The sequence below is a fragment of the Alienimonas chondri genome (genome assembly GCF_013036045.1).
Lineage (GTDB): Bacteria > Planctomycetota > Planctomycetia > Planctomycetales > Planctomycetaceae > Alienimonas > Alienimonas chondri.
This window is the reverse complement of sequence record NZ_WTPX01000016.1, coordinates 16,490-42,797: the sequence shown is the minus strand read 5'-3', so window position 1 is coordinate 42,797 and position 26,308 is coordinate 16,490. Positions and strand designations below refer to the sequence as shown.

26 protein-coding genes are annotated in these 26,308 nt (G+C 67.4%); 14 read left to right on the top strand and 12 right to left on the bottom strand.

Annotated elements, in window-relative coordinates; genetic code table 11:
- Positions 1-149 precede the first annotated feature (149 nt).
- Positions 150-329, top strand: coding sequence for a hypothetical protein (locus LzC2_RS04190; protein ID WP_171184081.1), 180 nt, complete (start codon positions 150-152; stop codon positions 327-329).
- A 21-nt stretch (positions 330-350) separates the two neighbouring features.
- Here the strand turns inward: LzC2_RS04190 and LzC2_RS04185 are convergent, their stop codons facing one another.
- The 3 genes from LzC2_RS04185 to LzC2_RS04175 all read right to left on the bottom strand — a co-directional run bounded on the left by LzC2_RS04185 (position 351) and on the right by LzC2_RS04175 (position 3,901).
- Complete coding sequence (locus tag LzC2_RS04185; protein ID WP_171184079.1) at positions 351-1,346, bottom strand: C-terminal binding protein; 996 nt, start codon at positions 1,344-1,346, stop codon at positions 351-353.
- Positions 1,343-3,043 (bottom strand): hypothetical protein, encoded by a 1,701-nt coding sequence (locus LzC2_RS04180; RefSeq protein WP_171184078.1) that lies wholly within the window; start codon positions 3,041-3,043, stop codon positions 1,343-1,345. Before LzC2_RS04180 ends, LzC2_RS04185 begins: the two co-directional genes overlap by 4 nt.
- A gap of 69 nt (positions 3,044-3,112) precedes the next feature.
- Positions 3,113-3,901 (bottom strand): glycosyltransferase family 2 protein, encoded by a 789-nt coding sequence (locus LzC2_RS04175; protein WP_246254735.1) that lies wholly within the window; start codon positions 3,899-3,901, stop codon positions 3,113-3,115.
- Positions 3,902-4,194: 293 nt separating this feature from the next.
- Between LzC2_RS04175 and LzC2_RS04170 the strand changes: the two genes are divergently transcribed.
- From LzC2_RS04170 to LzC2_RS04150, 5 genes are all read left to right on the top strand, one after another.
- Positions 4,195-4,803 carry a superoxide dismutase gene (locus tag LzC2_RS04170; RefSeq protein ID WP_171184076.1) on the top strand — a complete coding sequence of 203 codons (609 nt, stop codon included), beginning with the start codon at positions 4,195-4,197 and terminating at the stop codon, positions 4,801-4,803.
- Between the two features lie 141 nt (positions 4,804-4,944).
- Positions 4,945-5,394, top strand: coding sequence for a hypothetical protein (locus tag LzC2_RS04165; RefSeq protein ID WP_171184073.1), 450 nt, complete (start codon positions 4,945-4,947; stop codon positions 5,392-5,394).
- 77 nt (positions 5,395-5,471) lie between these two features.
- Complete coding sequence (locus tag LzC2_RS04160) at positions 5,472-7,226, top strand: ATP-binding protein (RefSeq protein WP_171184071.1); 1,755 nt, start codon at positions 5,472-5,474, stop codon at positions 7,224-7,226.
- Between the two features lie 32 nt (positions 7,227-7,258).
- Complete coding sequence (locus LzC2_RS22755; RefSeq protein ID WP_315854525.1) at positions 7,259-10,084, top strand: MGH1-like glycoside hydrolase domain-containing protein; 2,826 nt, start codon at positions 7,259-7,261, stop codon at positions 10,082-10,084.
- Between the two features lie 8 nt (positions 10,085-10,092).
- Entirely contained in the window at positions 10,093-10,569 is a 477-nt protein-coding gene (locus LzC2_RS04150; RefSeq protein ID WP_171184069.1) for an FxsA family protein, read from the top strand.
- A 53-nt stretch (positions 10,570-10,622) separates the two neighbouring features.
- Here LzC2_RS04150 and LzC2_RS04145 read toward each other — a convergent pair whose 3' ends face one another.
- Positions 10,623-11,573: a hypothetical protein gene (locus tag LzC2_RS04145; RefSeq protein ID WP_171184067.1), complete on the bottom strand. Its 951-nt coding sequence runs from the start codon at positions 11,571-11,573 to the stop codon at positions 10,623-10,625.
- Positions 11,574-11,673: 100 nt separating this feature from the next.
- Complete coding sequence (locus tag LzC2_RS04140; protein ID WP_171184064.1) at positions 11,674-12,498, bottom strand: DUF72 domain-containing protein; 825 nt, start codon at positions 12,496-12,498, stop codon at positions 11,674-11,676.
- 120 nt (positions 12,499-12,618) lie between these two features.
- On the opposite strand from LzC2_RS04140, the gene LzC2_RS04135 reads away from it, so the two are divergent.
- Positions 12,619-13,149 carry a DUF4240 domain-containing protein gene (locus LzC2_RS04135; RefSeq protein ID WP_171184063.1) on the top strand — a complete coding sequence of 177 codons (531 nt, stop codon included), beginning with the start codon at positions 12,619-12,621 and terminating at the stop codon, positions 13,147-13,149.
- A gap of 9 nt (positions 13,150-13,158) precedes the next feature.
- On the opposite strand, the gene LzC2_RS04130 is transcribed toward LzC2_RS04135, so the two are convergent.
- From LzC2_RS04130 to LzC2_RS04110, 5 genes are all read right to left on the bottom strand, one after another.
- On the bottom strand, positions 13,159-14,121 hold the full coding sequence (locus LzC2_RS04130) for an NAD-dependent epimerase/dehydratase family protein (protein ID WP_171184060.1): 963 nt from the start codon (positions 14,119-14,121) through the stop codon (positions 13,159-13,161).
- Between the two features lie 78 nt (positions 14,122-14,199).
- Positions 14,200-15,633, bottom strand: coding sequence for a phytoene desaturase family protein (locus LzC2_RS04125; protein WP_171184059.1), 1,434 nt, complete (start codon positions 15,631-15,633; stop codon positions 14,200-14,202).
- A 7-nt stretch (positions 15,634-15,640) separates the two neighbouring features.
- Entirely contained in the window at positions 15,641-15,985 is a 345-nt protein-coding gene (locus LzC2_RS04120) for a hypothetical protein (RefSeq protein ID WP_171184057.1), read from the bottom strand.
- Positions 15,982-16,239, bottom strand: coding sequence for an acyl carrier protein (locus LzC2_RS04115; protein WP_171184055.1), 258 nt, complete (start codon positions 16,237-16,239; stop codon positions 15,982-15,984). The genes LzC2_RS04120 and LzC2_RS04115 overlap by 4 nt, the downstream gene beginning before the upstream one ends.
- A 28-nt stretch (positions 16,240-16,267) precedes the next feature.
- Entirely contained in the window at positions 16,268-17,548 is a 1,281-nt protein-coding gene (locus LzC2_RS04110; RefSeq protein ID WP_171184053.1) for a beta-ketoacyl-[acyl-carrier-protein] synthase family protein, read from the bottom strand.
- A 462-nt stretch (positions 17,549-18,010) separates the two neighbouring features.
- On the opposite strand from LzC2_RS04110, the gene LzC2_RS04105 reads away from it, so the two are divergent.
- The 7 genes from LzC2_RS04105 (at position 18,011) to LzC2_RS04075 (ending at position 24,288) form a co-directional block, all read left to right on the top strand.
- A complete protein-coding gene (locus tag LzC2_RS04105) occupies positions 18,011-18,820 on the top strand; it encodes a hypothetical protein (protein WP_171184051.1) in 810 nt (269 codons plus the stop codon).
- A gap of 105 nt (positions 18,821-18,925) precedes the next feature.
- The gene (gene kdsB / locus LzC2_RS04100; RefSeq protein WP_171184049.1) at positions 18,926-19,684 is read left to right on the top strand and encodes a 3-deoxy-manno-octulosonate cytidylyltransferase; all 759 of its coding nucleotides are present in this window, start codon (positions 18,926-18,928) and stop codon (positions 19,682-19,684) included.
- A gap of 103 nt (positions 19,685-19,787) precedes the next feature.
- On the top strand, positions 19,788-21,458 hold the full coding sequence (locus tag LzC2_RS04095) for a CTP synthase (RefSeq protein ID WP_171184047.1): 1,671 nt from the start codon (positions 19,788-19,790) through the stop codon (positions 21,456-21,458).
- 30 nt (positions 21,459-21,488) lie between these two features.
- Complete coding sequence (locus LzC2_RS04090) at positions 21,489-22,187, top strand: Uma2 family endonuclease (RefSeq protein ID WP_171184045.1); 699 nt, start codon at positions 21,489-21,491, stop codon at positions 22,185-22,187.
- Entirely contained in the window at positions 22,180-23,109 is a 930-nt protein-coding gene (gene truB / locus LzC2_RS04085; RefSeq protein WP_171184043.1) for a tRNA pseudouridine(55) synthase TruB, read from the top strand. The genes LzC2_RS04090 and truB overlap by 8 nt, the downstream gene beginning before the upstream one ends.
- Complete coding sequence (locus tag LzC2_RS04080) at positions 23,106-23,417, top strand: hypothetical protein (RefSeq protein WP_171184041.1); 312 nt, start codon at positions 23,106-23,108, stop codon at positions 23,415-23,417. Before truB ends, LzC2_RS04080 begins: the two co-directional genes overlap by 4 nt.
- Positions 23,418-23,493: 76 nt before the next feature.
- Entirely contained in the window at positions 23,494-24,288 is a 795-nt protein-coding gene (locus tag LzC2_RS04075; RefSeq protein WP_171184039.1) for a polyprenol monophosphomannose synthase, read from the top strand.
- A 148-nt stretch (positions 24,289-24,436) separates the two neighbouring features.
- On the opposite strand, the gene LzC2_RS04070 is transcribed toward LzC2_RS04075, so the two are convergent.
- Both LzC2_RS04070 and LzC2_RS04065 read right to left on the bottom strand, forming a co-directional pair.
- Positions 24,437-25,366, bottom strand: a complete 930-nt coding sequence (locus LzC2_RS04070; RefSeq protein ID WP_171184037.1) for an endonuclease/exonuclease/phosphatase family protein — start codon at positions 25,364-25,366, stop codon at positions 24,437-24,439.
- Positions 25,367-25,466: 100 nt separating this feature from the next.
- Positions 25,467-26,078 carry an RNA polymerase sigma factor gene (locus LzC2_RS04065; protein ID WP_246254733.1) on the bottom strand — a complete coding sequence of 204 codons (612 nt, stop codon included), beginning with the start codon at positions 26,076-26,078 and terminating at the stop codon, positions 25,467-25,469.
- Positions 26,079-26,308 lie beyond the last annotated feature (230 nt).

Below are 26,308 nucleotides of genomic sequence, written 5' to 3'. Positions count from 1 at the left end.
GGATCGGCGAGGCCGCCCGTCCGTTTGTGCGGGCGGGAGGCGATCCGGCAACGGTTCCTTGGACGCGACGCGGCCGGGAATCGCCGCGGCGACGGGTCGCGTGACGCACGGTTCGGACGATCCGCACCTCCCCTTCGATTCGCTCCCCCATGTCCGGCGTGCTCGATTCTCTCTGGGAAAACGTCTGCTGGTACGCGGCGTGGTACGCGGACTGGGTGTACCAATGCTGGATTCACCTCTCGCCGATGGGCTACGTGGCGATCTGCTTCGCCTGCCTCACGATCGGCTGGATCTTTTTGAAAAGCGGCACCAAGTCGTTCGGGCGATGAAACTGATCGTCGGACTGTCGATCAGCGACGGTCCCACACGGCCGGATCGACGAGATGCTCCGGCCGCCGACCGGCCAGCGCGTCCGCGACCTGCCGCGCGGCCCGGGTGCGAAGTTCCATCAGGCTTTCTCGACTGAGGAACCCCGTGTGCGGCGTGACGAACGCCCGCGGATGCATCGCCAGCGGGTGCCAGTCGGCGAGGCACGCCCCGGGCGGCTCCGGCTCGAAGACGTCCAGCCCGACCGCGGACAGCCGGCCGCTCTCCAATGCGGCGAGTACCGCATCCGGGTCGATCAGCCCGCCGCGGGCGACGTTCAACAATACCGCCCCGGGCTTCATGCGTGCGAGAAAGTCGGCGTCGACCATCCTCGCGGTGTGGTCCGCCAACGGGACGTGTAGCGAAACGACGTCGCTCCGCTCCAGCAGTTCCTCCCGCGAGACCATCTCGCAGCCGGTCCCGCGGTTGTCGTCGGAGCGATTCTCGCCGAGGACGGTCAGCCCAAACCCCAACGCCCGCTCACGCACGGCGGCGGCGGTCCGGCCGAAGCCGATCAGCCCGAGCACGTTCCCCTCCAGACGCCGCAGGCCCGCGGCCCGATCGGGGTTCCACTCGCCGGTTCGGATGGCGTTCACGCTGCCGACGACGTCTCGACGGATCGACAGGAGCAGGGCGAGCGTGTGGTCCGCCAATTCCCCCACGCAGTAGTCCGGCAGCCGTGTCACCGGGACGCCGAGCCGCTCCGCCGCGGCGAGATCGATGTTGTCGACGCCCGTCCCCAACCGGGCGACGATTTGCAGCGCCGTGTCCTCCGCCCCGCCCGCTTCCAGCACGGCGGCGGAAACGGTCGCCCAACAGGTCAGTAGCCCGCTCGCCCCCGCAACTTCCCGGACGAGCGTCGCCTCGTCGTTCGCCGAGGCCCGCGTCAGCGTCGCCCCGACCTTCGCCAATTCAGCCCGTTCGAGGGACAGGTCGTCCCACGGAACGTCGGTAATGAGCACGCGGCGGTCGGCGCTCACCCGTCCAGAATCCCGGTGAGGAACGGCCGCAGCACGTCCTCGGGGAACACGGCGAAGCTGAACTCGCGGCTGGTCAGCAGCTTGTCGGCGGTCAGTTTCGCCTGGAGATCGGCCAGTTCTTCGCGAGCGGCGATGACGCGATCCGAGACGAACGCCCCGAGGGCGGCGTTCGTCGCGTGCAGAGCGTCCCGCCGGGCCTCGTTCGCGGGGGTGCGGGCGCGGCGTTCGGCGCGGCTCAGGCCGTGGGTGTTCGCGTCGCGCTGCTCCGCGATCAACGCCTGCTTCCGGTCGACCAGCGGCGCCGCGGCGGCGGGCGGCGGGTCGGGGAGGCTCCGATCCGGATTGAACCGCAGATCGCGCAGCCGCCGTTCCAGCCGACCGACGTCGTCCGGGTTCGCTCCGAACGACTCCGCAAATGGGAGATGCACGGTCGCGGAGACCGCCCCGTAACCGGGCGGTTCGAGGCCGAAGAACCGCCGCACGATTCCGTCGGTGACCGCGTCGTAGGTCGCGCCGCCGATGCCGTGCAGGAACAGGTCGCCCAAGCAGAGCCGGGCGAACAACGTCGTCGCCAGCGCCCGCGTCCGCAGTCGCACACCGCGAGCCGGCAACTGCTTCAAGGCTTCGACGGCACAGCAGGCGTCCATCCTCTCCGACAGGGGGAATTCGGCGAAGTCCTCCCCCTCCCCCGGCGGGCCGTCCGACAGGGCGACCCGGTTTCTGCCGACCGACCGCACGAACACCCGACGGCGGGTCGGGTTCGAGTCCTCCCACATCCAGAAAGGCAACTCGATCGCATCGCCGGCCGTTTTCGAGGCGACGCGGGAGAGCGGCGGGACCGGGCGGTTCTCCGCCTTCAATCCGACTCGTTCGCGGTAGTCGTCGAGGGCGGCGTTGTGGTCCTCCCGCAGCCGGGCCGCGTGGGCGATCAGGTGGCCGGCGAACCAGAGGAACGAATCCGTCTCGCAGACCTGCCCGATCGGGACTTCGAGGTTCGACAGGCCCCACGCCCCTTCCATGCGGCGACGGAAGGCCGTCAGCCGGGGAGCGAGTTCGTCGCCGCAGCAGGCTTTCCCCCAATGATCCGCGGCAAGCGGCCGGAGACCGAACCGCCCCAAGGATTCGCCGAGCCGCAGGCCGAACGAATCGAACAGGATCGGGTCGCGGACGAGGGCGCCGCTCCAGGGACGGGAACTGCGATCGCTGTCGAACGGGATCGACTCGATTCGCGGATTCCGTCGCGTCCCGGCCGGGACGCGGACCCGGGTGCCGGGCAGCAGGTCGGAATCGATGACGAGGTTCAACGCCGTCCCGCCCACCGCGCGGGCGACGCGACCGAGCGCGAAGTTCTTCGCCCAAACGCCGGGGTGGAACAGCTCCGGCTGGTGACCGCCGGCGATCAGCGGGGCGGACGGGTCGACCTCTTCGACCGTCACGCCCAGGGAGCGGGTGTAGGTCGCCGCCGCCCCCAGCGTTTCCTTCCGCGCCCAATCCCGGAGGGCGCCGAACGGCCGCCCCTGCACGTCCAGGCCGGCCGACGCGGACGAGGGCCCGGAGGCGGCGGCATTTGCTTCGGCCAGCGTCGGCAAGTCGTCCAGCGCCGGCACGGCCAGCATCGCACGATCCTCCCGCGGCACCTTCAGGGAACCGGCGTCGGCGGCGGAGGCGGGACCGGCGGTCGTCAGGACGGACTTCACGGGCGGGGGACGAAGGAACGAGAGGGGGATGTTAGCCGTCCGCTGCAAGCGGACGTGTACGAACCTGTTTCAGGCGGACGCGGGCGGCGAATCCGGCAGAACCAGGAACGAATCCGCGTCCGGTTCGCTCGGCAGGTTGGGATGCCGGGCGAGCTCCGCGGACAGCACGCCGCGGTAGTGGGCGAGGCGGGCGGCGGACTTGTCGAGCGATCCGCCGAAGCTGCGTTCTTCTTCCAGGTACACCCGGGGCACAGGGTACTCGACGACGTTCCATCCCGCAGCCGCCGCCTGCACCCACAACTGCAGCGGCATCGCGTACCCCGTGTCCGTAATCGACAGCGCCTTCAACGCCGAGACCCGGTACGCCTTAAACCCGCAGAACGCATCGGTGAGCGTCACGTCCCACACCGATCCGAGCCGTTCATTGAGGAATCGCGTGACGAGCTTGTTGATCGCCCGGCGATCCTCCGGGGCGTCGCTGTCGCCGGCGAACTCTTCGGCGTAACGGCTGCCGGAGACGAGATCGACGGGATCGGAGGTTCCCGCAGCGGTCGCGTCCAGCGCCCCGGCCAATGCCGGGATCATCGCCGGTTGGTGCTGGCCGTCGCAGTCAATCGTGACGAGCCGGTCGTAGCCGCGGTCCACCGCGGCGGCGAAGGCGGCGACGAGGGCGGCGCCGTAGCCGCGGTTCTCCGGGAGGTGCAGAACCGTGAGTTCCTCCCATTCCTCCGCCAGCTCATCCAGCAGCGGGCCGCTGCCGTCGGTCGAACCGTCATCCACCGCCAGAATCGCATCGGCATACCGTCTCACCTCGCCCAGGACGGGGCGGAGGTGCGTGACTTCGTTGTAGACCGGCAAGGCGGTCAGCGTGCGGGGCGGAGACGAGACGGGAACGCTCTGGGAGGGTCGCGGGGCGGGACGTCGGGGGGCGACGCCGGGGCGGTCCCCGAGTGTAAACGTCCCGTGAAGTCCGACCACGCGCCGGCTTCGCCGCTCGGGGTGGGGAGATCCCCGCCGTGCGAGCGGGGAGAACGGCAGTGATCGAGCGGGTTCGGCCGGCTCGGGCGCATCGATCGGTTGTCGGTCCGAGCGAGCCGTTCCACAATGGCTGATTCAGAGATTCCCAGAACTCTCAACCCTGAATCGCAGCAATGGCTTACACCGTCCCCGACCTCCCCTACGCCTTCGACGCGCTGGAACCCAGCATCGACGCGAAGACGATGGAGATCCATCACGACAAGCACCACGCCGGCTACGTCTCCAAGCTGAACGCTGCGTTGGAAGGCTCCGGCGTGGCGGAGCAGTCCGTCGAAGACCTCATGCGGAACCTCTCGTCGGTGCCGGCCGACAAGCAGACCGCGGTCCGCAACAACGGCGGCGGGCACGCGAACCACAGCCTGTTCTGGACGATCATGAAGCCGGGCGGCGGCGGCGAGCCGACCGGCGATCTCGCCGCGGCGATCGACGACGCCTTCGGCAGCTTCGCCGCGTTCAAAGAGCAGTTCGAAGACGCCGCGAAGACCCGCTTCGGCTCCGGCTGGGCCTGGCTGACGGTCGACGGCGGCAGTCTGAAGGTGGAGAGCACCCCCAACCAGGACAACCCGCTGATGGAAGGCCGCACGCCGATCCTCGGCCTCGACGTCTGGGAGCATGCCTACTACCTCAACTACCAGAACAAGCGGCCGGACTACGTCTCCGCCTTCTGGAACGTGGTGAACTGGGACGAGGTGGCCTCCCGCTTCGCCGCCGCCAAGGGCTGAACCGTCGGCTTGTAACGGCTCGTGACGGCGGTCGTGCCGACGCCCCCGTCGGCACGACCCGCACGGTCCCCCGCGTTCGCCGGTCCGGCGCCACCGGCCCCTGACCGGCGAACGCGGGTTTCGATTGTCGAAGAAGCGGAAGTGAGACCTTCGCTCCGATTCGCCGCGCTCGCCTCGTCGATTGCGGCGGGGGCGATGATGCTGGGCGGCTGCGGACTGCCGCGTTACTACTCGCCGCGGCCGGACTACGACCTGCCGATGGGGTTCAGCGGCACCTACCGCTTCGCCCTCGTTCAAGCCGGGGAAGTCCCCGCCGGCCCGACGGATCGCGAAGCCCTCAGCCGGCTTCAGCTGAAGCAAACGCCGGCCGGGCCGTTTCCGCCATCGGTCTCGAAGGCGGCTCCCGCAGTGAGCGCCGCCGAGGTGGACGCCGCAGGTGCGGTCGATTCTCCGTCGTCGGGCGAATCCGGCAGACCCGTGATCGCCGAACCGGTCTTCCCGCTGGAAACGGATCGCGAAGCCGGTCCTGAGGCGTCCGAGAGCGAACGAGAGGCCGCCGGGGGTCCGCTGGCGATGCTCGATCGGCTATAGTCCCCGTACGATCGAGGCGACCGTGCGTCGTCGACGGCTCTCTTCCCGTTTTCTCCCCCGACGCCCCCCGCGCCCCGGTGACTGTCGGCACGCTGCTGGTGACCGTCGGGCCTGATAGCGGGCGACGGTTCACGCTGCCGACCGCCAGCCATTCCGCGGGTGAAACCGTGCCGGTCGGCATCGGACGAGGAACGGCGAACCCCGTGCGTCTGCGGGACACCGAGGTCTCCCGCCGACACGCCGTCATTCGCTGCGGCGAACGGCATTACGAGTTGTCCGATATCGGCAGTTCGAACGGGACGCTCGTCAACGGCGCCAAACTCGACGGCCCGGCGCGACTGAACGACGGCGACCGGGTTCAGGTCGGCCGGACGACGTTGCTGTTCTCTCGCCCCACCTCCGACGGGTCACGGGCGGGGGTGAGCCTGATCGGCTCCGCCCACGAGGATCCCGTCGGCGCCACGTTGTCGGCTCTGCCGGCCGGATCAGGACGAAGGGCGCCCGGACCGGTCGGCTCCGCGGCGACCACGTTGCAGGTGCTCTATCGGGTCACCGAGGAAGCCGTGCGGCCGACGTTGAACACGGAGCAGTTGCTGGGCCGGATGTTGGATCTGGCGCTGGAGGCGGTCGGCGCCGAGCGGGGGTGCGTGTTGCTGGCCGACGGAGAGGGACACCTGCGTCCCGCCGCCCGTCGCGACCGCGACCACGCCCGCAGCGACGCGATCGGCGGCCTCGACGACAGCCTGCCCAGCGTTCGGCCGATGCCGGTCAGCCGGTCGATCGCGGATCACGTCTACAGTTCGGGCCGCGCCATTCGCACCGGGAACGCAGCCCAGGATTCTCGGTTCGACCCGACCCAAAGCATCATGGCGGTCGGGGTGAAGGAGGCGCTGTGCGTGCCCCTGCGCGGCCGGGACGACGTGGAAGGGGTGATGTATCTGGACACCACGGCCGACGCCGGCTCCAGCATTCTCTCCCCGCTGCCGGAACGATTCACGGACGATCATCTCCGCATGCTGTTGGCCGTGGGGCGGCAGGCGGCGCTGGCGGTGGAGGCGGTCCGCTATCAATCGGCCCTGGTCCGTGCGGAACGACTGGCCGCCGTCGGCCAAACGATCTCCGCCCTCTCCCACCACATCAAAAATATCCTGCAGGGTCTCGGCGGGGGCGGCCATCTGGTCAAGACCGGCCTGGATCGCCAGGACGAAGCCCTCGCCCGGCAGGGCTGGGAGATCGTGGAGCGGAACCAGAATCGGATTCTACATCTCGTCACGGACATGTTGACGTTCGGCAAGGATCGACGGCCCGAATTGAAGCGCGGGGACTTCGCCGCGACCGTCGCCGACGCCGTGGGCCTGGCCAGAGCCCGGGCGGCCGAAGTGGGCGTGGAGGTCGAACTGGACGCCGCCGCCGTGCCCCCGGCGTGGTTCGACGCGGACGCCATGCACCGCGCCGTGCTGAACGTCGCCCTGAACGCCGTCGACGCCGCCGCCGAAGGCCGCGACGCCCGGGGCGGGACGGGCGGGCTGGTCCGCATCAGCACCGCCCACTGGCCGGAGTCGGACTACGTCGGCGTGAACATCTCCGACGACGGCCCCGGCGTTCCGCCCCACCGTGCGGAGGCGATCTTCGAGCCGTTCGAGAGCGGCAAAGGCTCCAAGGGGACCGGGCTGGGTCTCGCCGTGAGCCGTAAGATCCTGCGGGAGCACGGCGGCGACATCACCGTCGAAAACCAGGGCGTGGGCGAAGAGAACCGCGGCGCCACCTTCCATCTCGCCTGGCCCCGCCACGACGACGATCGCGCGGTCGGCAGCGAGACCCAAGCCGACTGAACGGGACAAGTTCGCGGCGGTCTCGCTCTGTCGTGACGCAGCCGAAGGCCGGAGCGGTTCGGGAACGCGCCGGCGGGGGATACCATTCCCGCCGCCTCGCCGCCCCCCGACGCCACGTTCGCTCCCACCACCCGTCCCGTATGCAGCCCAGCGGCTCCACCGTCGAACAACAACGGCTTTCCGCCGCAGTCGCCCGCGTCCCCGGCAGCAATTGGCAGCGCTGGGGTCCGTACCTGTCGGAGCGTCAGTGGGGCACCGTTCGCGAGGATTACTCGGCGGACAGCAGCGCCTGGAAGTATCTCCCCCACGACCACGCTCGCAGCCGGGCCTATCGTTGGGGCGAGGACGGCCTGCTGGGATTTACCGACCGGGAATGCCGGCTCTGCTTCAGTCTCGCGTTATGGAACGGCCAGGACGGCATTCTGAAAGAACGCCTCTTCGGTCTCGACGGCCGCGAGGGAAACCACGGCGAGGACGTGAAAGAGTGTTATTATTATTTAGACGCGACGCCGACCGGGTCCTACTGCAAGGCGCTTTATAAGTATCCGCACGCGGCGTTTCCCTATCGAGAACTGTTGGAGGAGAACGGCCGTCGCGGCAGGGACGTCCCCGAATACGAACTGACCGACACTTCCGCATTCGACGACGGCCACTGGGACGTCCAGGCGGAGTACGTGAAGGGCAGCCCGAACGACATCCTGATTCGGCTGACGATCACGAATCACGGGCCGCTCAATACGCTGCATCTCATCCCCCAGCTTTGGTTCCGCAATACCTGGAGTTGGGGCCGCGACGGCCAGGAAGGGGCCTGGCCGCAGCCTGAAATTCGGCTGGATCGCCAAGCCGGTTGCCTGCGGACGGATCACGCCAGCCTGGAACCGTTCAATTTCTGGGCCGGCCCCGGTCCGCGCGACAAAAAGCCCCGCTGGCTGTTCACGGACAACGAAACGAACCGGGCTGCCCTGTTCAACGCGGACAACCCGGATCCGTATTGCAAAGACGCTTTCCATCGCCTGATCGTCCACGCCGAAAAAGGCGTCGTGAAGCGAAAGCGAGCCGGCACCAAAGCGGGGGCGCACTACAAGCTTCGCGTCAAAAAGGGCGGCGAGGCCGTCGTGGAGTTGCGGCTCTCGAACGTCACGGAGTCGACGGAGGAACCGTTCGGCCCGACGTTCTCAGAGCTTTTCGATCGCCGCAAAGCGGAGGCGGACGACTTCTACGACGCAAAATATCCTGCCGGGATGAAGCGGCAGGATCGCTTGATCTGCCGCCAGGCGGATGCCGGGCTGATTTGGACGAAGCAGTTCTATTATTACGTTGTGAAGGACTGGCTCGAAGGCGACCCCGCTCAACCGGCTCCCGCGGAGAAGCGGAAGGTCGGCCGCAACAGCGAGTGGAAACACCTCTTTAGTCGCGACATTTTGACGATGCCGGACGCATGGGAGTACCCGTGGTTCGCCGCGTGGGATACCGCGTTTCACTGCGTCGCCTTCGCCAAGCTGGACCCGTTCTTCGCCCGCGACCAACTGATTTTGTTCCTGCGGGAGTGGTATATGCACCCCAACGGACAGATCCCGGCCTATGAATGGAACTTCAGCGACGTGAATCCGCCGGTCCATGCGTGGGCGGTGTGGCGGGTCTATCAAATGAGCGGCGAACCCGGCAAACGCGACCGCGCGTTTCTCGCCCGGTCGTTCCAAAAATTGCTAATGAACTTCACCTGGTGGGTGAACCGCAAAGACCCGACCGGCCGGAACGTCTTCGGCGGGGGGTTCCTGGGGCTGGACAATATCGGCGTGTTCGATCGATCCAAGAACCTGCCGGAGGGCGGCCACCTGGAACAGGCGGACGGCACCGCCTGGATGGCGTTTTATTGCGCCTCGATGCTGTCGATCGCATTCGAACTCGCGAGCGAGGACCCCGTCTACGCCGACGTCGCCAGTAAGTTTTTCGAGCACTACATCGCCATCGGCCACGCGATGAACACGGCCGGCGGGTCCGGCCTGTGGGACGAGGAGGACGGCTTCTATTACGACCGTCTCATCTGCGGCGAACGGGCCTTCACCATGAAGTTGCGCAGCATGGTCGGCATTATCCCGCTGTTTACGGTCGACGTGTTGGAGGACGCGGTGATCGACCGGTTGCCGAATTTCCGCAAACGGATGCGATGGTTCCTGAAGAACCGCCAGGAAATGCTCGTCGGCCTGGCCTATATGGAGCAGGAGTCCGGGGAGGGCGAACATGGCCTGCGACTGCTGAGCGTCCCGACCCGCGAGAAGCTCGAACGCATTCTCGCCTACGTGCTGGACGAGAAGGAGTTTCTCAGCCCGTACGGCGTGCGGAGCATGTCCAAGATTTACGACGAGAATCCGTACGTCTTCAAGTTGGACGGCACGACGCACGAGGTCCGCTATACGCCGGCGGAGAGCCGCACCTCCATGTTCGGCGGCAACAGCAATTGGCGCGGGCCGGTCTGGTTCCCGCTCAACTTCCTGCTGATCGAGGCCCTGCAACGCTTCCATCGGTATTACGGCGACGACTTGAAAGTCGAGTGCCCGACCAGCAGCGGCACGATGATGAACCTCGCGGAGGTCGCCCAAGATTTAGAACGCCGGTTGATCTCCTTGTTTCAACCGGACGAGAACGGTCGCCGCCCCTGCCACGGCGAAGATGCGTGCTACGCTGACGATCCCGCGTGGCAGGATCTCATCCTCTTTTATGAATACTTCGACGGCGACAACGGTCGCGGCTGCGGCGCCAGCCATCAAACCGGTTGGACGGCGCTGGCCGGGTTCATGCTCGAACACGTGGGCGGTCGCGCTGAGACCGACGACCTTGGCCCCGGGATGGAAGGCTGATCGCTTCGATGTTGGCTCGCCTCGCACTCCTGTTCGTCGTCGTTCCCGCTGTGGAGCTGGCGCTGCTGTATTGGCTGGCCGGATATATCGGCGTCTGGACGGAGATCGCCTTGATCGTCGCCACCGGGATGGCCGGGGCGGCGTTGGCGAAGTATCAGGGCGCCGCGACGTGGCGTCGGCTGCGGGCGGACGCCGCGGCCGGCAAAATGCCCGCCGACGCCGCCATCGACGGCGTCTTAATTTTGATCGCGGGGGCGTTCCTGCTCACCCCGGGACTCCTGACGGACGTCGCGGGCTTCAGCTTGTTGATTCCGGGCCTGCGTCGGCAGATCAAACGACTGGCCGCCGGCTATCTACGCGGCCGGGTCTCCATGTCCGTCGCCTCCTTCGTCCCGCCTCAGTCGCGACCCGACGTCGTCGTGGTGGAGCCGAATCGCATCGACGCGGACTCCGCAGACGACGATAAAACGCGGCCGGAGACATAGCCCCCGGCCGCGTTCATCGTTCGATCGGCGGATCGGTTTCAAACCGAATCGGATCAATAAAGCGAGTAGACCTTCGGGTCGTCCACGACGAACGGCGTGCCCCACTCCCGGCCGTCGTTCTTGCTGAGGGAGTTGAAGAACAGCGTCACGAACTGCTCGCAGCGGTATCCGTAGGGCAAAGCGCTGCCCACATGGTCGGAGACGGTCAATTCGTCCACGCCCTCGGACAAGTAATAATGAACGCGGCCGTCCGGGGTGAAGCTCATGCCGACGGTCCACCAGCCCGGTTTATTAATGACCGGGCCGCGATAATCGTTCCCCTGATTGTTGCCCCGGACGATCCAGGCGGCGCAGGGTTCGCTGCGATCGTCCATGCCGCGGGGCATGTATTGCACGAAGAAGCCGGGCCAGTAGGGCTCGGTCGTGGTCACGTTCCGCGTGAAGATGAACTTGCCCTTCTGTTCCGTCGTGGTGGTGCGACAGGCGCCGCGGATGCCGAAGTGGCTGCCCTTGTAGTTGCTCCAGTCTTCCCACGCCGGCATCCAAACCCGCACGGTGAAGTTCGGCGAACGCCCCACGGGAATCTGACCGACCTTTTGAGAGCAGTTCAGGATCAGGTCGTCCTGCATCGGCTCGTAACTCGTCCGACCGGGGATGCCGCTGTTCAGCGTGCAAATCAGCAGGCTCCCTTTGCTGCCGGGCAGACCGTTCGGCGGAGTCGGAATGCGGAGGATATGGTCCGGCATCCCCCGCTTCATGGACTCCGCCCAGAAGCCGTTCGAGCTGTGGCCGGCGGGGGTCCGCCGCTGGTTATCGTCTTCGTTGGACGACTTCGGGCCGTTCGGAACCCACTGCCAGTCTTCCGCCTCGAAATCGTCGAGCGCCCGCGTCAGCAGCTTGCCGCTGCCGGGCACCACGCCCTGGGCGGTCGCCGCGGGAACGGAGGCCGAGACGGCGAGGATCGCCGCGGCGGAGAACAGCAATCGGCGAGGGAGGCGCAGCACAGCGGCGGTCCGGACGGACAGACGGAAGAATCGTTTTGTTTGCATCGGTCGCCGGCCCGCCGATCCGCACCCTTCGCGCGCGGCGGAGTCTCCGATTCAATCATTCGAATAGTCCCGCCTGCTCCTTCACCGCATCGCCGGGCAGATCGGCCCCCGCCAGCTTGGCGAACCGTCTGAGCGTCGCCGGGGCGTGCCCCGCGAAATCATTGTTGCTGAGCGTCCAGATCACCGCCGGCCCGCTCCCGCCGAACTGCGGCGAAGCGATCGCGCGGCGCAGTCGGTCGCGCCACCATGTCAGCCTCGGGGTGGGGTCGAACAGTTCATGGTCGTCCGTCTCGAATCGACCGTGCTTGCCGAGCAATCGGACGTAGAGGAAGTCCGCGGTCGGCACGATGCCCGCCGCCGCGGGCAGCTCGTCGAGGTCTGAAGCGACCAACGCAACGCCGTGCACCCGCAGCACGCGGTACGTTTCGGGAGTGAGCCAAGAGGCGTCACGAAACTCGACCGCGCATCTCAGGGTCGACGGCGACCGCGTCGACAGCGTGCCCAGCAACCGATCCAGCGCCGGCAGCTCGTGGACCCCGTGATGCGGGCCGAACTGCAACAGGACCACGCCGAGTTTGGCCCCTAATTCCGAGGCCACGTCCAGAAACTCCGACAGCGGCCCCCCGGCATGACGCAGATCAGCGTCGTGCGTGACCGCCCTCGGCGCTTTCAGGCTGAAGCGAAACTCTGCCGGCGTCTTATCCGCCCAGCTGCGCACCCGATCCCGCGTCGGCAGCGCGTGAAACGTGGTGTTCAACTCAATCGCGTCGAACCGGGTCGCGTAATACGAGAGCCACTTCGATTGCGGCAGGCCCGGCGGGAAGAACGGTCCCCGCCAGCCCCGGTTGAAATAGCCGGTCGTTCCCAGTCGCCACCGCATTCCGTCTCGTCGCTCCTGCTGTCGGTCAACCGGAGCATATCATCGGCGCAGCGAACGCACGGCGACGATATCTTCCTTGAAAGAACTCCTCCGTTCCCTCCCCACGCTTGAGCCAAGTCGATGAACGAAGATCGTTTCTGGCAGATGATCGACGCGGCCTGGAAGTCCTCGCCGGAGAATGCTGCGTTTCAGCGGGCGCTGGAAGACGCCATCGGCGACGAGACGAAGCGAGACGCCTTCGTCGAGCGCTATTTCGACGACGACGACCTCGGCATGATCGCCGACGAGTCCACGTTTCTCGCAGCGCTGACGAAGGAGCTGGAAGGCCTCTCGAAGGAGGATCTAATTGCCTTCGATCGCATTCTTGAACGCAAGCTATACGACATCGACCGCGAGGAGATTCAGGCGGTGACGGACGGCTCCGACGACGGATTCCTCTACTGCCGTGGCTTCATCGTGGCGTGCGGGAAGCGGTACTACGACGCCGTAAACCTCGCCCCGGAAAACGGTCTGTGCGACTTCGAATGCGAGGAAATGACGTACATCTCCTTCCAAGCGTTTGAGGAACGTTTCGAAGACGAGTTCCCGGATTCCGACATCAGCCGCGAGTCGTGCAGCAACAAGGCGGCCTGGCCGAGCCTCGACAACTGAGGGCGACGCTCAGGCGTTTTCGGCAAACCACTCGACGGTGCCGCGGATACCGTCGTCGAAGGCGACGCGCGGTTCCCATCCCAGCCCGGTCTTGCCCTTCGCCGGCGAAATGATGCTGCTGCGCAAGTCGCCGTCGCGCGCCGGGCCGTGCGTCGGCGCCGGCGGGGAGAGTCCCGGCCGCGTCGCTTTCACGCCTTGAATCACGGACTCGGCGAGTTCGTTCACGTCCTTGCCGACCGCGGTGCCGACGTTGAACGCGCTGAAACCCTCCGACAGGTCGCCCCCCGTCTGGCTGCCGACAAGCGCGGCGACGTTCGCCGCGGCGACGTCCGAGACGTGCACGTAGTCCCGAACGTATTTCCCGTCGCCGTTCACGGTGATCGGCTGTTCCGCCAACAGGTTCTTGGCGAAGATCGCCACCACGCCGGCCTCCCCATGCGGGTTCTGCCGCGGGCCGTAGACGTTGCTGTACCGCAGCGCGACCGTCGTGAGGCCGTATTGCAGCGCGTAGAACCGCAGATAATCCTCGCCCGCCTTCTTGGTAATCCCGTACGGGGCGATGGGAAGCTGCGCGTGATCCTCGTCCGCCGGCTCCGTCACGTCGCCATAGAGGGCGCCGCCGGAACTGGCGAAGGTGATCCGGTCCACGCCGTGGGAGCGGGCGGCTTCGCAGACGTTCAACAGGCCGACGATGTTCGTCTCCGCATCGAACACGGGTTCCCGAACGCTGCGCGAGACGCTCATCTGGGCCGCCTGATGGCAGACGCGGTCCGGCCGTTCCAGCTCAAACACCTTCGCGACGGCGTCCGCATCCCGAATATCGACCACGTGCAACGGCACGTCCGCCGGCAGATTCTCGCGGAACCCGCTGCTCAAATCGTCGATGGCGACGGCCGTGTGCCCCGCCGCGATCAATCCATCGACGATGTGGGAGCCGATAAAGCCGGCTCCGCCGGTGACGAGAATCTTCATAAAAACGATCGACGGGGAGCGAGGGGGGACGTTGAACGGACCAACCCTAAACGGAGCGGAAACCCTCCGTCGAGCGGGTCATGTGAGAAGTCGGTTTGCAATGGAAACGCCGGACAGCATCGCCCCCACAATCCCGAGGTAGCCCTGATCCGTCCCGATGACGTGCAGCCCGTCCAGCCCGGTCCGTCCGTCGCGGATCTTCGTCGCGGAGCCGTACACCGCCCCGTTGGGATGTCCGGTGAAGCGCGTGATCGTCTTCGGGGTGAACACGTCCGTGTCGAGCACGTGCGAGGCCTGGGCGCCGGTCACGTCCGGCAACACGTCGAAGTCTCGCCCGGCGTCCAACGCCGCGGCGTGCCACCTCGCCTTTTCTCTCGTATAAACATCGGGTTCGAGGTTCGCCCAATACTCGGGGTTCGCCAGCACGGTCAGGCGTAAACAGCCCTCGTCGTGCGGCCCGCCGCTCGCTTCGAAGTATTGATAATTGTCCGGCGAGCAGGCGATGCCGCTGGTCAAATCGCAGGGATCTTCAGGATTGGCGTAGCGAAAGCGATCGCCGGCCCGGGGGTCGCGGGTGGAATAGAAGGTGACGGTGTCGTCGTACCCCAGTTCGCTCGCGGGCCGGTCCAGCACGCTGATGCTCTCCACGAAGCTCAACGGCCCCGGGTCGGTCGGTAGATCGGCCGCGTCGCCGGCCATCGCCGCGGTCTGCGGCAGACCGGCGGAGGAGAGAATGTGGGGGGCGTCGATCTCCGTTCCGTCGTCCAACGTCACGCCGACGGTCTTGCCGCCGTTGGAACGAATGGCCTGCACCCCGTGCCGCAGCCACAGATCGCCGCCCAACGCTTTATAGCGTTTGGTGAGCGTCTTCAGAATCGGCTTCACCCCGTCCCGCGGTCGGCCGAACCCCTCCCGATACAACGCCCGCCACAGAATGGCGAATTGTCGCCAGTCGCAATCGTGCGGCGTGGGGCTGCCGTAAAACAGCACGGGAGCGAATAGTAGATCCTCCAGCAGAGGGTTCGTGATCAAGGACCGCACCCGCTCCCGGCTGGGCTGGAATTCGCGGGATTCGTCGAACGTATCCGCCGACATCGCTGCGGCGTCGAGCTGTTTGAACCCGTCGATCTGATCGGGGAATCGCTCGGCGACGTCGCTTTGCAGCCGGTCGAAATCGTTGGTGAACCGCAGGCTGGCCCCCGGCATCACCACCCGACTGCCGCACTGCGGGGCAAGGTCGAACTCGTCCCAGGAGATCCGCAGTTGCCGCAACAACTTCGCCAACGGCCCGAGCGGTTTGAGCGTCGGCGGCCGGAAGTTCGTGACCGCGTGCAGCCCCACGTCGTGCCGACGCCCGCGGAGCTGATAAAAGCTGTTCAGCCCGCCGATCGTCGTGTGACGTTCAAGAATCGCCACCCGCTTTTCATAGTGCGCCAGCCGGATCCCCGCGGCGAGGCCGGAGAGGCCGGCGCCGATAATCAGCACATCGTATTGAGAAGCGGGGCCGGCCATTCAATCGCTACAGGAACAGAAGGGCCAAGAAACTGACGAGCGAAACGAGATAAGCCGTAAAGTAAAAGTCCTCCGCTCCCCCGCCGAAGAGTCGGCCGACGGCGAGACCAAAGCAAAGCCACGCCGCCGAGATGAAGTGGACCGCTTCGGCCCTCTTCCACGGCATCACGCCGAGCCAAACGGCAAAGTAACCTGCAATTCCCAAACCCGCGACGCCGATCACGAACGCTCCCAGCGCCCCGATCCACTTCGGTACGCCGTCATGCTGCATTTCGGCCCAAAGATACGCCGAGACAAGAGGAGCGGCGATCTGCAGGAGCGGTCCGACGACGGCGGCGAGGACCGCATTCACACCGGCGTGTCCGCCAGCTTCGGCTCGAGATAATCGACCGTGCCGTTCATCGTATTGAGGTTCGGGTAATCCTCCTCAGGAATCTGCACGCGGTAGCGTTTGCGCAGTTCCATCACGATGTCCAAGAAGTCCATGGAGTCCAGCTCCATCTGCTCCCGGAACGGGTCGCTATCGTTGAGGTCGGTGAGATCCTCGTCCGGGGCGATGTTCTCGAGGATGTCGAGAATGACCCCGCGGATTTCGGGACGAGTCATACAAGCACGGCTTTAGATAAAGGTTCGACTAGTTCGCCCAGGCCGACGTCACGTCGTTGGGCGGGCGTTTCACGATGACGACGGAGTTAATTCCCAGCATGCCGAACGAGTTGTTCAGCACGTGGTCGACGCGGCCGACTCGTTTGGCGTCGTTCGCCACGAGGTTCGGCACCGGGCACTTGGGGTCCGGGTCCGGGCAGTTGATGGTGGGATGCACGACGCCGTCCTCGAAGCTGGGCAGGTTGCCCAGCAGTTCCAGCACGCCCGCGGCGCCCATCGCGTGGCCGATGAACGATTTCGTGTTGTTGACCGCCGGCGGGGTCTTTGCGTCGCCGAACACGCTGCCGATGGCGGTGGCCTCCTCGATGTCCCCCTGCACCGTGGCGGTGGCGTGGGAGGAAAGCACGTCGATCTCGCCCGGTCCAAGCCCCGCCCGTTCGAGGCCCATCTCCAGGCAGCGAGCCTGACCGGTGCGGCTGGGCAGGACGAAGTCGCTGGCGTCGCTGTTCATGGCGTGGCCGGCGATCTCCCCGTAGATCTTGGCACCGCGCTTCTTGGCGGAATCGAGCCGCTCCAGCGTGACGATCCCGCCGCCCTCGGCAACGACGATGCCGTTGCGGGCGAGGTCGAACGGCCGGCAGGCCTCCGCCGGGCTGCTCGCCTTGCAGCAGGCCAACGCGCCCTGTGCAGCGAACGAGGCGAAGATGCCGAAGGTATGAATCGATTCGCTCACGCCGCCGCACAGCGCCATATCCACCTCGCCGAGCCGCAGCATCTGGCAGCCCTGGATCAACCCGGCGTTCCCCGCGGCACAGGCGGCGCCGAGGGTGTAGTGCGGGCCGCTGATCTTCAGGGACAGCGTCACCTCGCCCGCCGGGTTGTTGGCGACGGTGCGGGGGTTGTGGTGGTGGCTCCAGACCTTGGTGTCGTACTCGAATTGGGAGATCTCGAAGATCTCGTTTTCCGTCTCGACGTTGCCGTGTTCGGTGATGCCCAGATAGACGCCGACCCGCTCCTTATTCACCTCGTCCCACGGCAAGCCGCTGTCGGCGATCGCCTCGTGAGCGCAGTAGACGGCGACGGAGCCGGCCCGGGTGCCGCGGCGAACTTCGCGGCGGTTCTGGTGACGGAGCGGGTCGAAGTCGCACACGCCGGCCAGCACCGGCGGCATGTAGCGGGTCTCGAACGGCACGACGCCGCTTTTGCCGGCCAACAGCGCGGCGCGGTACTCCGCGAGGCTGTTGCCGTTGGGCGCGGTCATCCCCACGCCGGTGATGACGATCCGCTCATGGTCGGGGCGGTCGGACATCCGGGCGACGCTGCAAAGAACCGGGGGCGAGGAAGGCGGCGACCGCGCCGAACGCGGGGGGCAGTTCGGCGACGGGCGAAGCGAGGGATGCTACAGGCCGACGGGGCGATCGGCCACGGCCATGAGGAGCGATTGACGTAAGGGTGACGCACCCGGCGATCCCTCGCCAACCCGTGACGATCCGTCCACCAGATCGTGACGGACGACCGGCGTGAACCTTGCCCACGCTTTGCGGACGGCGCCGCCCGGTCCATGCCTGCGAACCGCCGGGCCGGTCTTGCCTTCGGGAGCGGGAAGGAACTAGCACCCGCGGCGTTCCGCTGCCCCTTTCCTCCCGGACCCGACGCCGCGATGTGGTGCCCGAGTTGCCGCCGTGACGTCGCCGCGGCCGCCGACGGCGGCGGAACCGACTCCGCGGTGTGCGTTTCCTGCGGAGGCCCGGTGACCGCGAACGGACCCAAGATGTCGACGCCGGACGAACCACCCGCCGCCCGCCGCGCCCGCGAACTGCTGGATCGCTGGAGTCACCTGTTCGAGGAAGGCGGCGCCGCGAAGCTCGCCGAGGACTACGAACGCCGCGAGGCCGCCCCCGCTCCGCAGCCGCAGCTCAAACCGCAACCCGCGATCGCCCCGCAAACCGTCGCCGCCCCGGTCGCCGTGGCGGAGCGCCCGAAACGGGAGAAGCGGGTCCGCACCCAGCCGCCGCAGTGGCGCTTTGACGCGGAACACGGCACCCCCGCCCAGGCCGCCGCGAGCCGGGCCGCGCAGTCTCTCTCAGCCGGGGGGGGCGCCGCGGTCCCTCCGCCCCACACGGTCCCGATGAACGCCCCGCGGGTGCACGCCGGGCATGCCCCCGGTCCCTCGGCGCCGCACTTTGATCCGGTCGCCGCCGGCACCTTCGGCGGCGGGCCGGCCCGCACCGCCGGTCCGCTCGGCCAGTTGCTCGCCTACGGCGGAGTGCTGGGTTTGACCGTCGGCGGCGCGTTCATCGTCTGGAGCTACTTCGGCGGCCCCCCGGGCTACGCGCCGACCGGTTGGCTGCTCACCACCGCCGGTCAGATGCTGCTCTTCCTGGGGATCGTCACCCTGATCGCCGGCGGGATGGACAAGACCACCCACGAGGTGCGGACCCGCATCGAAACGCTGGGCGGCAGCCTCGCCCGGATCGAGCAGGCCCAAAAGCAGGCGATGAAGGCCCCGCACATTCCCGCGGAGGCGTTCGCCTCGGGAGCGTCGGCGACGGTACAAAGTCGCGAATCTGCTACCGTTTAGCTCGTTTGCTCGCCCTGATTCGCCGTCGCCGACAGGCGGCGCGCCCCGTTCGACGCGCGCCGCCTCGCGGCGACGGCAAAGCGGGGGACGTGGAAAGTTGATCGCATGCCCGTCCTCGGCGTGATCCCCGCCCGGCTGCAATCCGCTCGGTTGCCGGAGAAATTGCTGCTCCGCGAGACCGGCCGCAGTCTGCTCGAACATACCTACCGGGCCGCTTCGCACGCGACGTCGCTGGACGAACTGGTCGTCGCGACGGACTCCCCCGAGATCGCCGCGGAGGTAAAACGCTTCGGCGGCGTGGTCGAGATGACCGGCGAGCACCCCTCCGGCACCGACCGTCTCGCCGAAGTCGCCCGTCGTCGGAACGAATTCGACGTGCTGGTGAACGTGCAGGGCGACGAACCGGAGATCGACCCGGCGGCGATCGATCTGCTCGCCGCCGCGGTCCGGGACACCGACGCGGAGATGGCGACGCTCTGCTCGCCGATGACGGATCTCGACGCCTTCCGCGACCCGGCGAATGTGAAAGTGGTCTGCGACCCGACGGGGCGGGCGCTCTACTTCTCTCGCTCGCCGATCCCCCACCCGCGGGACGCCGCGGAGCATCCGGGCGGCGTCCCGGAGAACGCACGATTGCACATCGGGGCGTATTCCTACCGACGAGATTTTCTGATTCGGCTCTCGGAACTCCCGCCGTCGCGGTTGGAACGGGTGGAGAAGCTCGAACAGTTGCGAGCGCTGGAGGCCGGTTGCACGCTGCGGGTTTGCGAGGTCGCGGCTCACGCGTGTGGCGTCGACACCCGTGCCGATTACAATGCCTTCGTCGCCCGGTTCCACGCGCGGGAGACTCGCCCGGCCCCCTGACCGCCGTTTGACCCGGCGCTCTCCCTGAAGGGGCGCCCGCGAAACCGCAAGCGTGCGTCTCCAGCCCGCGAGCGATCGCGGGTTCTTGCTTTGACGAGCCCGCATGGTCTCCCCGTTCGATCCCTTTCCCGGCGACCGCCGGACCAAACACATCTTCGTGACCGGGGGAGTGGTCTCCTCGCTGGGCAAAGGCCTGACCGCCGCCAGCATCGCCCTGCTGCTGGAGCGGCGCGGCCTGAGCGTGCGGATGCAGAAGCTCGATCCGTATCTGAACGTCGACCCTGGGACGATGAGTCCCTACCAGCACGGCGAGGTCTACGTGCTGGACGACGGCAGCGAGACCGACCTCGACCTCGGCCACTACGAACGCTTCACCGACGGCCCGCTCACCCGGCAGAGCAACTACACCGCCGGGCAGATCTATCAGAACGTCCTGGAAAAAGAGCGCCGCGGCGAATACCTCGGCCGCACCGTGCAGGTCGTGCCGCACGTCACGGACGAGATCAAATCGACGATCCTCGACCTCGCCGGCGGGGACGTGGACGTGGTCATCACGGAACTCGGCGGCACCGTGGGCGACATCGAGGGGCTGCCGTTCCTCGAAGCGATCCGGCAGATCCCGCTGGAAGTGGGCCGGCAGAACTGCATGTTCCTGCACCTCACCCTCGTGCCCTACCTGAAGGCGGCCCGCGAGGCGAAGACGAAGCCGACGCAGCACAGCGTCCAGCAGTTGCGCACGATCGGCATTCAGCCGGACATGCTGGTCGTTCGCTGCGAGCGTCCCCTGCCCCGCGATCACGCGGAGAAGATCGCGTTGTTCTGCAACGTCGAGCGGGACATGGTCGTGGTCGAGGTGGACAAGGAATACAGCATCTACGAGGTGCCGCAGAGCCTCGCGGAAGACAACGTCGACCAGAAGATCGTCAACCGCCTGCGGCTCAACGCCGGCCGGCTGCGGCTGGACGACTGGACCGACCTGATGCGTCGGAACCGTCACCCGGAGCATGAGGTCACGGTCGCCGTGGTCGGCAAGTACATCGAGCACCGCGACGCCTACAAAAGTATCTACGAAGCTCTCACCCACGCCGGCTTCGGCCACAGCGCCCGGGTGATCTTCAAACGGGTCGACGCCGAAAGCGTCGAGCAGGACGGCGCCGCGGCCCACCTGTCCGGCGTCGATGCGATCCTGGTGCCCGGCGGGTTCGGCAAGCGGGGGATCGAGGGCAAGATCCTCGCGGCTCGCTTCGCTCGGGAGAAGGGCGTGCCCTACTTCGGCATCTGTTTGGGGATGCAGGTGGCCGTCGTGGAGTTCGCCCGCAACGTGCTGATGCTCCCCCACGCCGACAGCACGGAGTTCGCCGCCGAAACGCCCGATCCCGTGATCTGCCTGCTGGAAGAGCAGAAAGCCGTCAAGAACATGGGCGGCACGATGCGGCTCGGCGCCCAGCCCTGCGTGCTGACCGAGGACAGCAAATCCGCGGCGCTGTACGACACCCGCCACGTCTCGGAGCGCCACCGCCATCGCTACGAGTTCAACCCGGCCTACCGCGATCGGATGATCGAACACGGCCTGCATCCCGTCGGCACCAGCCCGGACGGCACGCTGGTCGAGGTGATCGAAGTCCCGGACCACCCGTGGTTCGTCGCCGTGCAATTCCACCCGGAATTCAAAAGCAAACCGGACCGCCCGCACCCGCTGTTTCACGGTTTCATCCAGGCGGCCCTCGACCGCCAGACCGAACGCACCGCGGCGAAAGCGGTCGCTTCGGCGTAGACTGGTTCCGTCCCTCATTCGGAGTCCGCTGTGTCCGTCGCAAGTCCGGAATCGCCCGCGACGCCCGCCGACTGGTCCGCGGACCCCCGCAACGATGGCCCGCCGGATCTTCTGACCGGGTTCCGCTTTCCGGCGGGGCATGTACTCGGCCCAGAAGACGAAGGCAAACTCATTTCCCGCGAGGAGTTCTGCTCGCTGCACGTTCTGGAGCCGTGGAAAGCCGAGCGGGTCGCCGGCAGACTGGAGTTCATGCCCCCGCCCGGCCGTTCGCATCGCGTTGCCTCAGGAGTGTTTCGGCATGCGCTCATGAGATATTTTGTCGCCCGGAACGATCTCGTTGAAGACTTCGAGTCGGAACGGTGGGCTCTTGTAGGCGATGACGGGGAGCGGCAGGGCGACGCCGCCGTGATGCTGCGCGACAGCCCGCTCGCTGGGGCGTCTGACGACTTCACCGACCCGGCTCGGGCACCGGACGTCTACTTCGAGGTCGTCTCCCCCGGCAGTCGGGCGAGGCAACGGGACTACGCAGACAAACGTGCGGACTACCACCGCATTGGCGTGCGGGAGTACGTGATCGTCGATCCGATCCGCCGCCGCGTGACCGTCCTGCGTCACGAACCGGCCGGCTACGTCGAAGCCGCGACGCTTGGCCCCGAGGATTCCTATAGCTCCCCGCTGCTGCCGGGGCTGTCGATTCCACTGGCGGAGGCGCTCGGCGGCGATGGGTAAACCGCCTCCGCCGATCCCCCCCGCCGGTCTGCTCGTGCTGAACAAGCCGGCCGGCGTGACGAGTCGCGCCGCGGTGAACATCGTGCAGGGCGCCGCCCGCGACGCGGGGTGGGGGCGGCGGGTGAAGGTCGGCCATGCGGGGACGCTCGACCCGATCGCGACCGGCGTGCTGGTCGTCTGCGTCGGCAAGGCGACCCGGCTGATCGACCGCGTGCAGGCCCAACCGAAGACCTACGAAGCCGGCTTCCTCCTGCACACATCCTCGCCCTCGCTGGATGTGGAGCACGAGCCGGTCCCCGTCCCGAATCCGCCGTCGCTCTCCCGCGACCAGATCGACGCCGCCCTGCCGGCGTTCCTCGGCGAGATCGACCAGACGCCCCCCGCGTTCAGCGCCGTGAAGGTCGGCGGGCGTCGGGCCTACAAGCTGGCCCGGGAGGGGGAAGAGGTGACGATCGAATCGAAGCGGGTGCGGGTCGATCGGTTGGAAGTCACGGGCTACGACGGCGAACGGCTGGGTCTGCGGATCGAGTGCGGCAGCGGGTTTTACGTCCGCAGCCTCGGTCGTGATCTGGCGAAGGCCCTCGGCACGGAGGCGGTGATGGAGAGCCTGCTCCGTTCCCGGATCGGCGGTTTCGACCTCGACGGCGCCGTGACTCCGGACGATGTCACGGCCGAATCGCTGCCGGGCCTGCTCTCGCTCTCCTTCGAGCGATTCGGTCTGACGACGCTGACCTGCGACGACGCTCAGGCCGGCGACCTCCGCGGCGGCCGGTACGCCCAGATCCCTTTTCAGGACGCCCCCGGCGAGCCGGGCGAGTGCGGCGTGCGGGACAAAGTCGGCCGCCCGGTCTGCCTCGCGGAACGTGACCGCGACGGCACGCTGCGCCCGAAGGTCACGTTCCCGCTGCCGACGGTGGAATGAAGCAGCGACCGCACAATCTTCAGGCCAGCCGCGCAGGGGCCGTGCTGGGCGGGGTGCTTGGGTTCGCCCCCGCGCTGATCACGGCGTTCCTGTTCTTCCCCGACGAGGTCCCGGACAGTTGGTGGGAAGCGCTGATGGCATGCGTATTGGTCGGCGGGTTCGGCGGAGCGTTTCTCGGTCTGATGGGCGGGCAGGTCGGTCGCTGGATCCGTGACCGCAGAGCCGGATCTTGGTCGGATTATCGAGCCTCGCTGGCTGGAGGCTATGTTGCAGGATTCGTCGGCGGCCTCTGCATGTTCGTTCACTGAGGATCGGTCCGCGTTGACCGCTCTCGCCGGGATCGCCTATGCCCGCCGGGCCTCTCGCCCTGCTTGGCCGCCGCCCGTGTCAACTCCCCCCGCCCCGCATCTGTACGTCCCCCCCGATGAGGACAGCGCGACGGTCGAAGCGAACGACACGCAGCCGGACGTGACCGTTGTCGTGCCGACCTACCGGGAAGCGGAGAACCTCCCGGAATTGATCGCCCGGCTCGGCGACGCCGTGAGCGGCGCCCACCTCTCCGCGGAATTTCTGATCGTCGATGACGACAGCCGCGACGGCACGGAGGAACTCTGCGCGGAATTGGCGAAGGATCACCCCCTGCGATTGATCCTCCGCCGCAACGAACGCGGACTCGCCACCGCGGCGGTGCGGGGGCTGTCTGAAAGCCGCGGCGCCGTGCTCGCGGTGATGGACGCGGATCTCTCCCACCCGCCCGAGGCGATCCCGGACCTGATCGCCGCGGTACTCGGAACCGACGGCCGCGGCGGAGCGGACTTCGCGATCGGCAGCCGATACGTCCCCGGCGGTCAGATCGACGCCGGCTGGGGACGGTTCCGGCAATGGAACTCGAAGGTCGCCACGCATCTCGCCCGCGGACTGACGAACGCCGCGGACCCGCTCGCCGGGTTCTTCGCCCTCCGCCGGGAGACGTTCGCCGCCTGCGGGCCGCTCGATCCGGTGGGTTATAAGATCGGGTTGGAACTGCTGGTGAAGTGCGGCGCCCGCCGCGTCGCCGAAGTGCCGATCACCTTCCGCGACCGCACCCGCGGCTCCAGCAAGCTGACGCTCGGCCAGCAACTGGCCTACCTGAAGCACCTCGGCAAGCTGTACGCCTTCAACGCCCGCCGAGCGGCGTAGGGAACAATTGCAGTACCAGCCCGACGCGCAAGCGTCGGCCGCGTGTCGTCTGAAGCAAGCCTTCAACCCCCGAGGATTCCGCCGGCTGCTCCGACGGCCGATGCTCGCGCATCGGGCTGGTATCCGGTTCTGCAACAGCTTTTCTGAGTCAATCCGCCGACGGCGCCGGCAGGCTTAGATCGACCCAGTAGAGCGGATGATCGCTGGCCTCGGTTCTCAGGACCGCGGCCTCACGGACGATCAGGCCGCGGGTGAAGATGTGGTCGACCTTCTCCTTGCCCACCGGCAGCGCGTCGCGCACCTCGCGGGGATCGAGGGCGGCGAGCGCGTCCTTCACTTCGTCAGAGGCCAGCAACGCCTGCAACGGTGGGGCGTCGATCTCCGCGTTGAAATCCCCCGCCAACACGCAGGGCGCCTCCAAAGCGAGGAAGAGGTCGAGCGCCCGTTCGAGTTGCCCCGGTTCCCAGCCCTCACGGGTCAGGTGGACGTTCAGCAGCCGCACCGCTTGACCCTCCGGGTTCACTGCGGTCGGCACGAACACGGTTGTGAGAACCGCGGTGCGGAACGCCTTGCCGCGGGTGTCCGGGAGGGGAATCCGGTGAACCGGCCCCGCGGCGAGCGTCGAAAGGACCGCGTTGCCGACATGCTCTCTCCCGTACTGACGCTCCGTGCCGACGAATGCGGCGGAGGCGCCGGTGAACCGACCAAGCGTGGCGGAAGCCGGTCCCTCGGACGAGACCGCGTCGGGTCCGGGAACTTCCTGAAGCAGAGCGACGTCGAATTGAGACGCTAACAACCATTGGACGGCGAGCGCGGGGTTCGGATCGCCGTCGGCTCCGCGGAAGCCGTGAACATTCCAGGTGACGCAGCGGAAACTGTCGTCCGAATCGGCCGAGTCGCCCGGCGCCCTCAACGGCTTGCCGACAAACGCCGGAGCGTCATGCGGGTTCGCAGGTATACGCTCGGCCCAGAGACCGATCAGGGCTCCGGCGGCGCCGAGGAAGGCCCCCAGAAGCAGCGTCGCGGCGCTCCGCCAAGCAGGACGGCGCGCGGTCGGTGCAGTCGGAGGAGCGGCCATCGGCTTCGAGAATAGACGATTCCCCCGGCGTGCACGAAGCCGCCCGCCGGGGAGCGGATCCCCGACGGACGGCGGTCTCGATCATCGACTCAGCGTCAGCTCAGGCCGGCAGGACGGCGGCCAGCTCCGCCTTCAACCGCCCGCGGGCGGTGTGCAGCCGGCGCTTGACCGTGCCGACGGGGCAGGCGAACTCCTCGCCGATCTCCTTCAAGGACCGACCCTCAAAGTAGAACGCCGTCAGCGTCCGCCGATCGAGCTCCTTCAACCGGTCCAGCGACCCGCGGACGAGGTCCGCGGCCTCGCCCCGCAACAGCGAGTCGAGCGCGGTCTCCCCGCCGACGGCCTCGCCGCCGAACGCCTCGGGGGCGCAGACGGCCTCCTTCGGCCGACGGACGGCCCGGTTGATGCTCATGCGGACGGCGACCTGCTTCAGCCAGCCGGCGAACCGCTCCGGGTCCTCCAACTGGTCGATCTTCCGCATCGCCCGCATCAAGACCTCCTGGGTGACCTCGGCGGCCTCGGACCGGTTGCGCAACCGACGCAGGGCGACGGCGAAGACGGTCGGCTCGAAGTGGGCGGCCAGTTCGCCGAAGGCGTCGCGGTCGCCAGTCTGGGCGGCGATCACCAAGCGGACGAGCCGGGCGGGCTCCATCGTGCCGGTACGGTAGTCGCCGGTGCGGTAATCCCCGGCGAGGAGGGAGGAAGCGTTCATCGGTCCGCTCCTTTCGAGCGTGCTCAACGCGCGACCGGCCCCGGATGCGGGGGTGGGAATCGTGCGTTGCCGTTCGGTGATCGCCGTGCGAAAGCGCGTCCGGACTTCGGCGTGCGGAAGGACACGACCGAGCCGGGATGGCTGCGCAAGAGAAACGCGGCCGCGGCGATGGGTTCTCAGAAAATTCTGGCAGCGGGGCGACGACCCGGCTCAGCGTGCGAACACTTCAG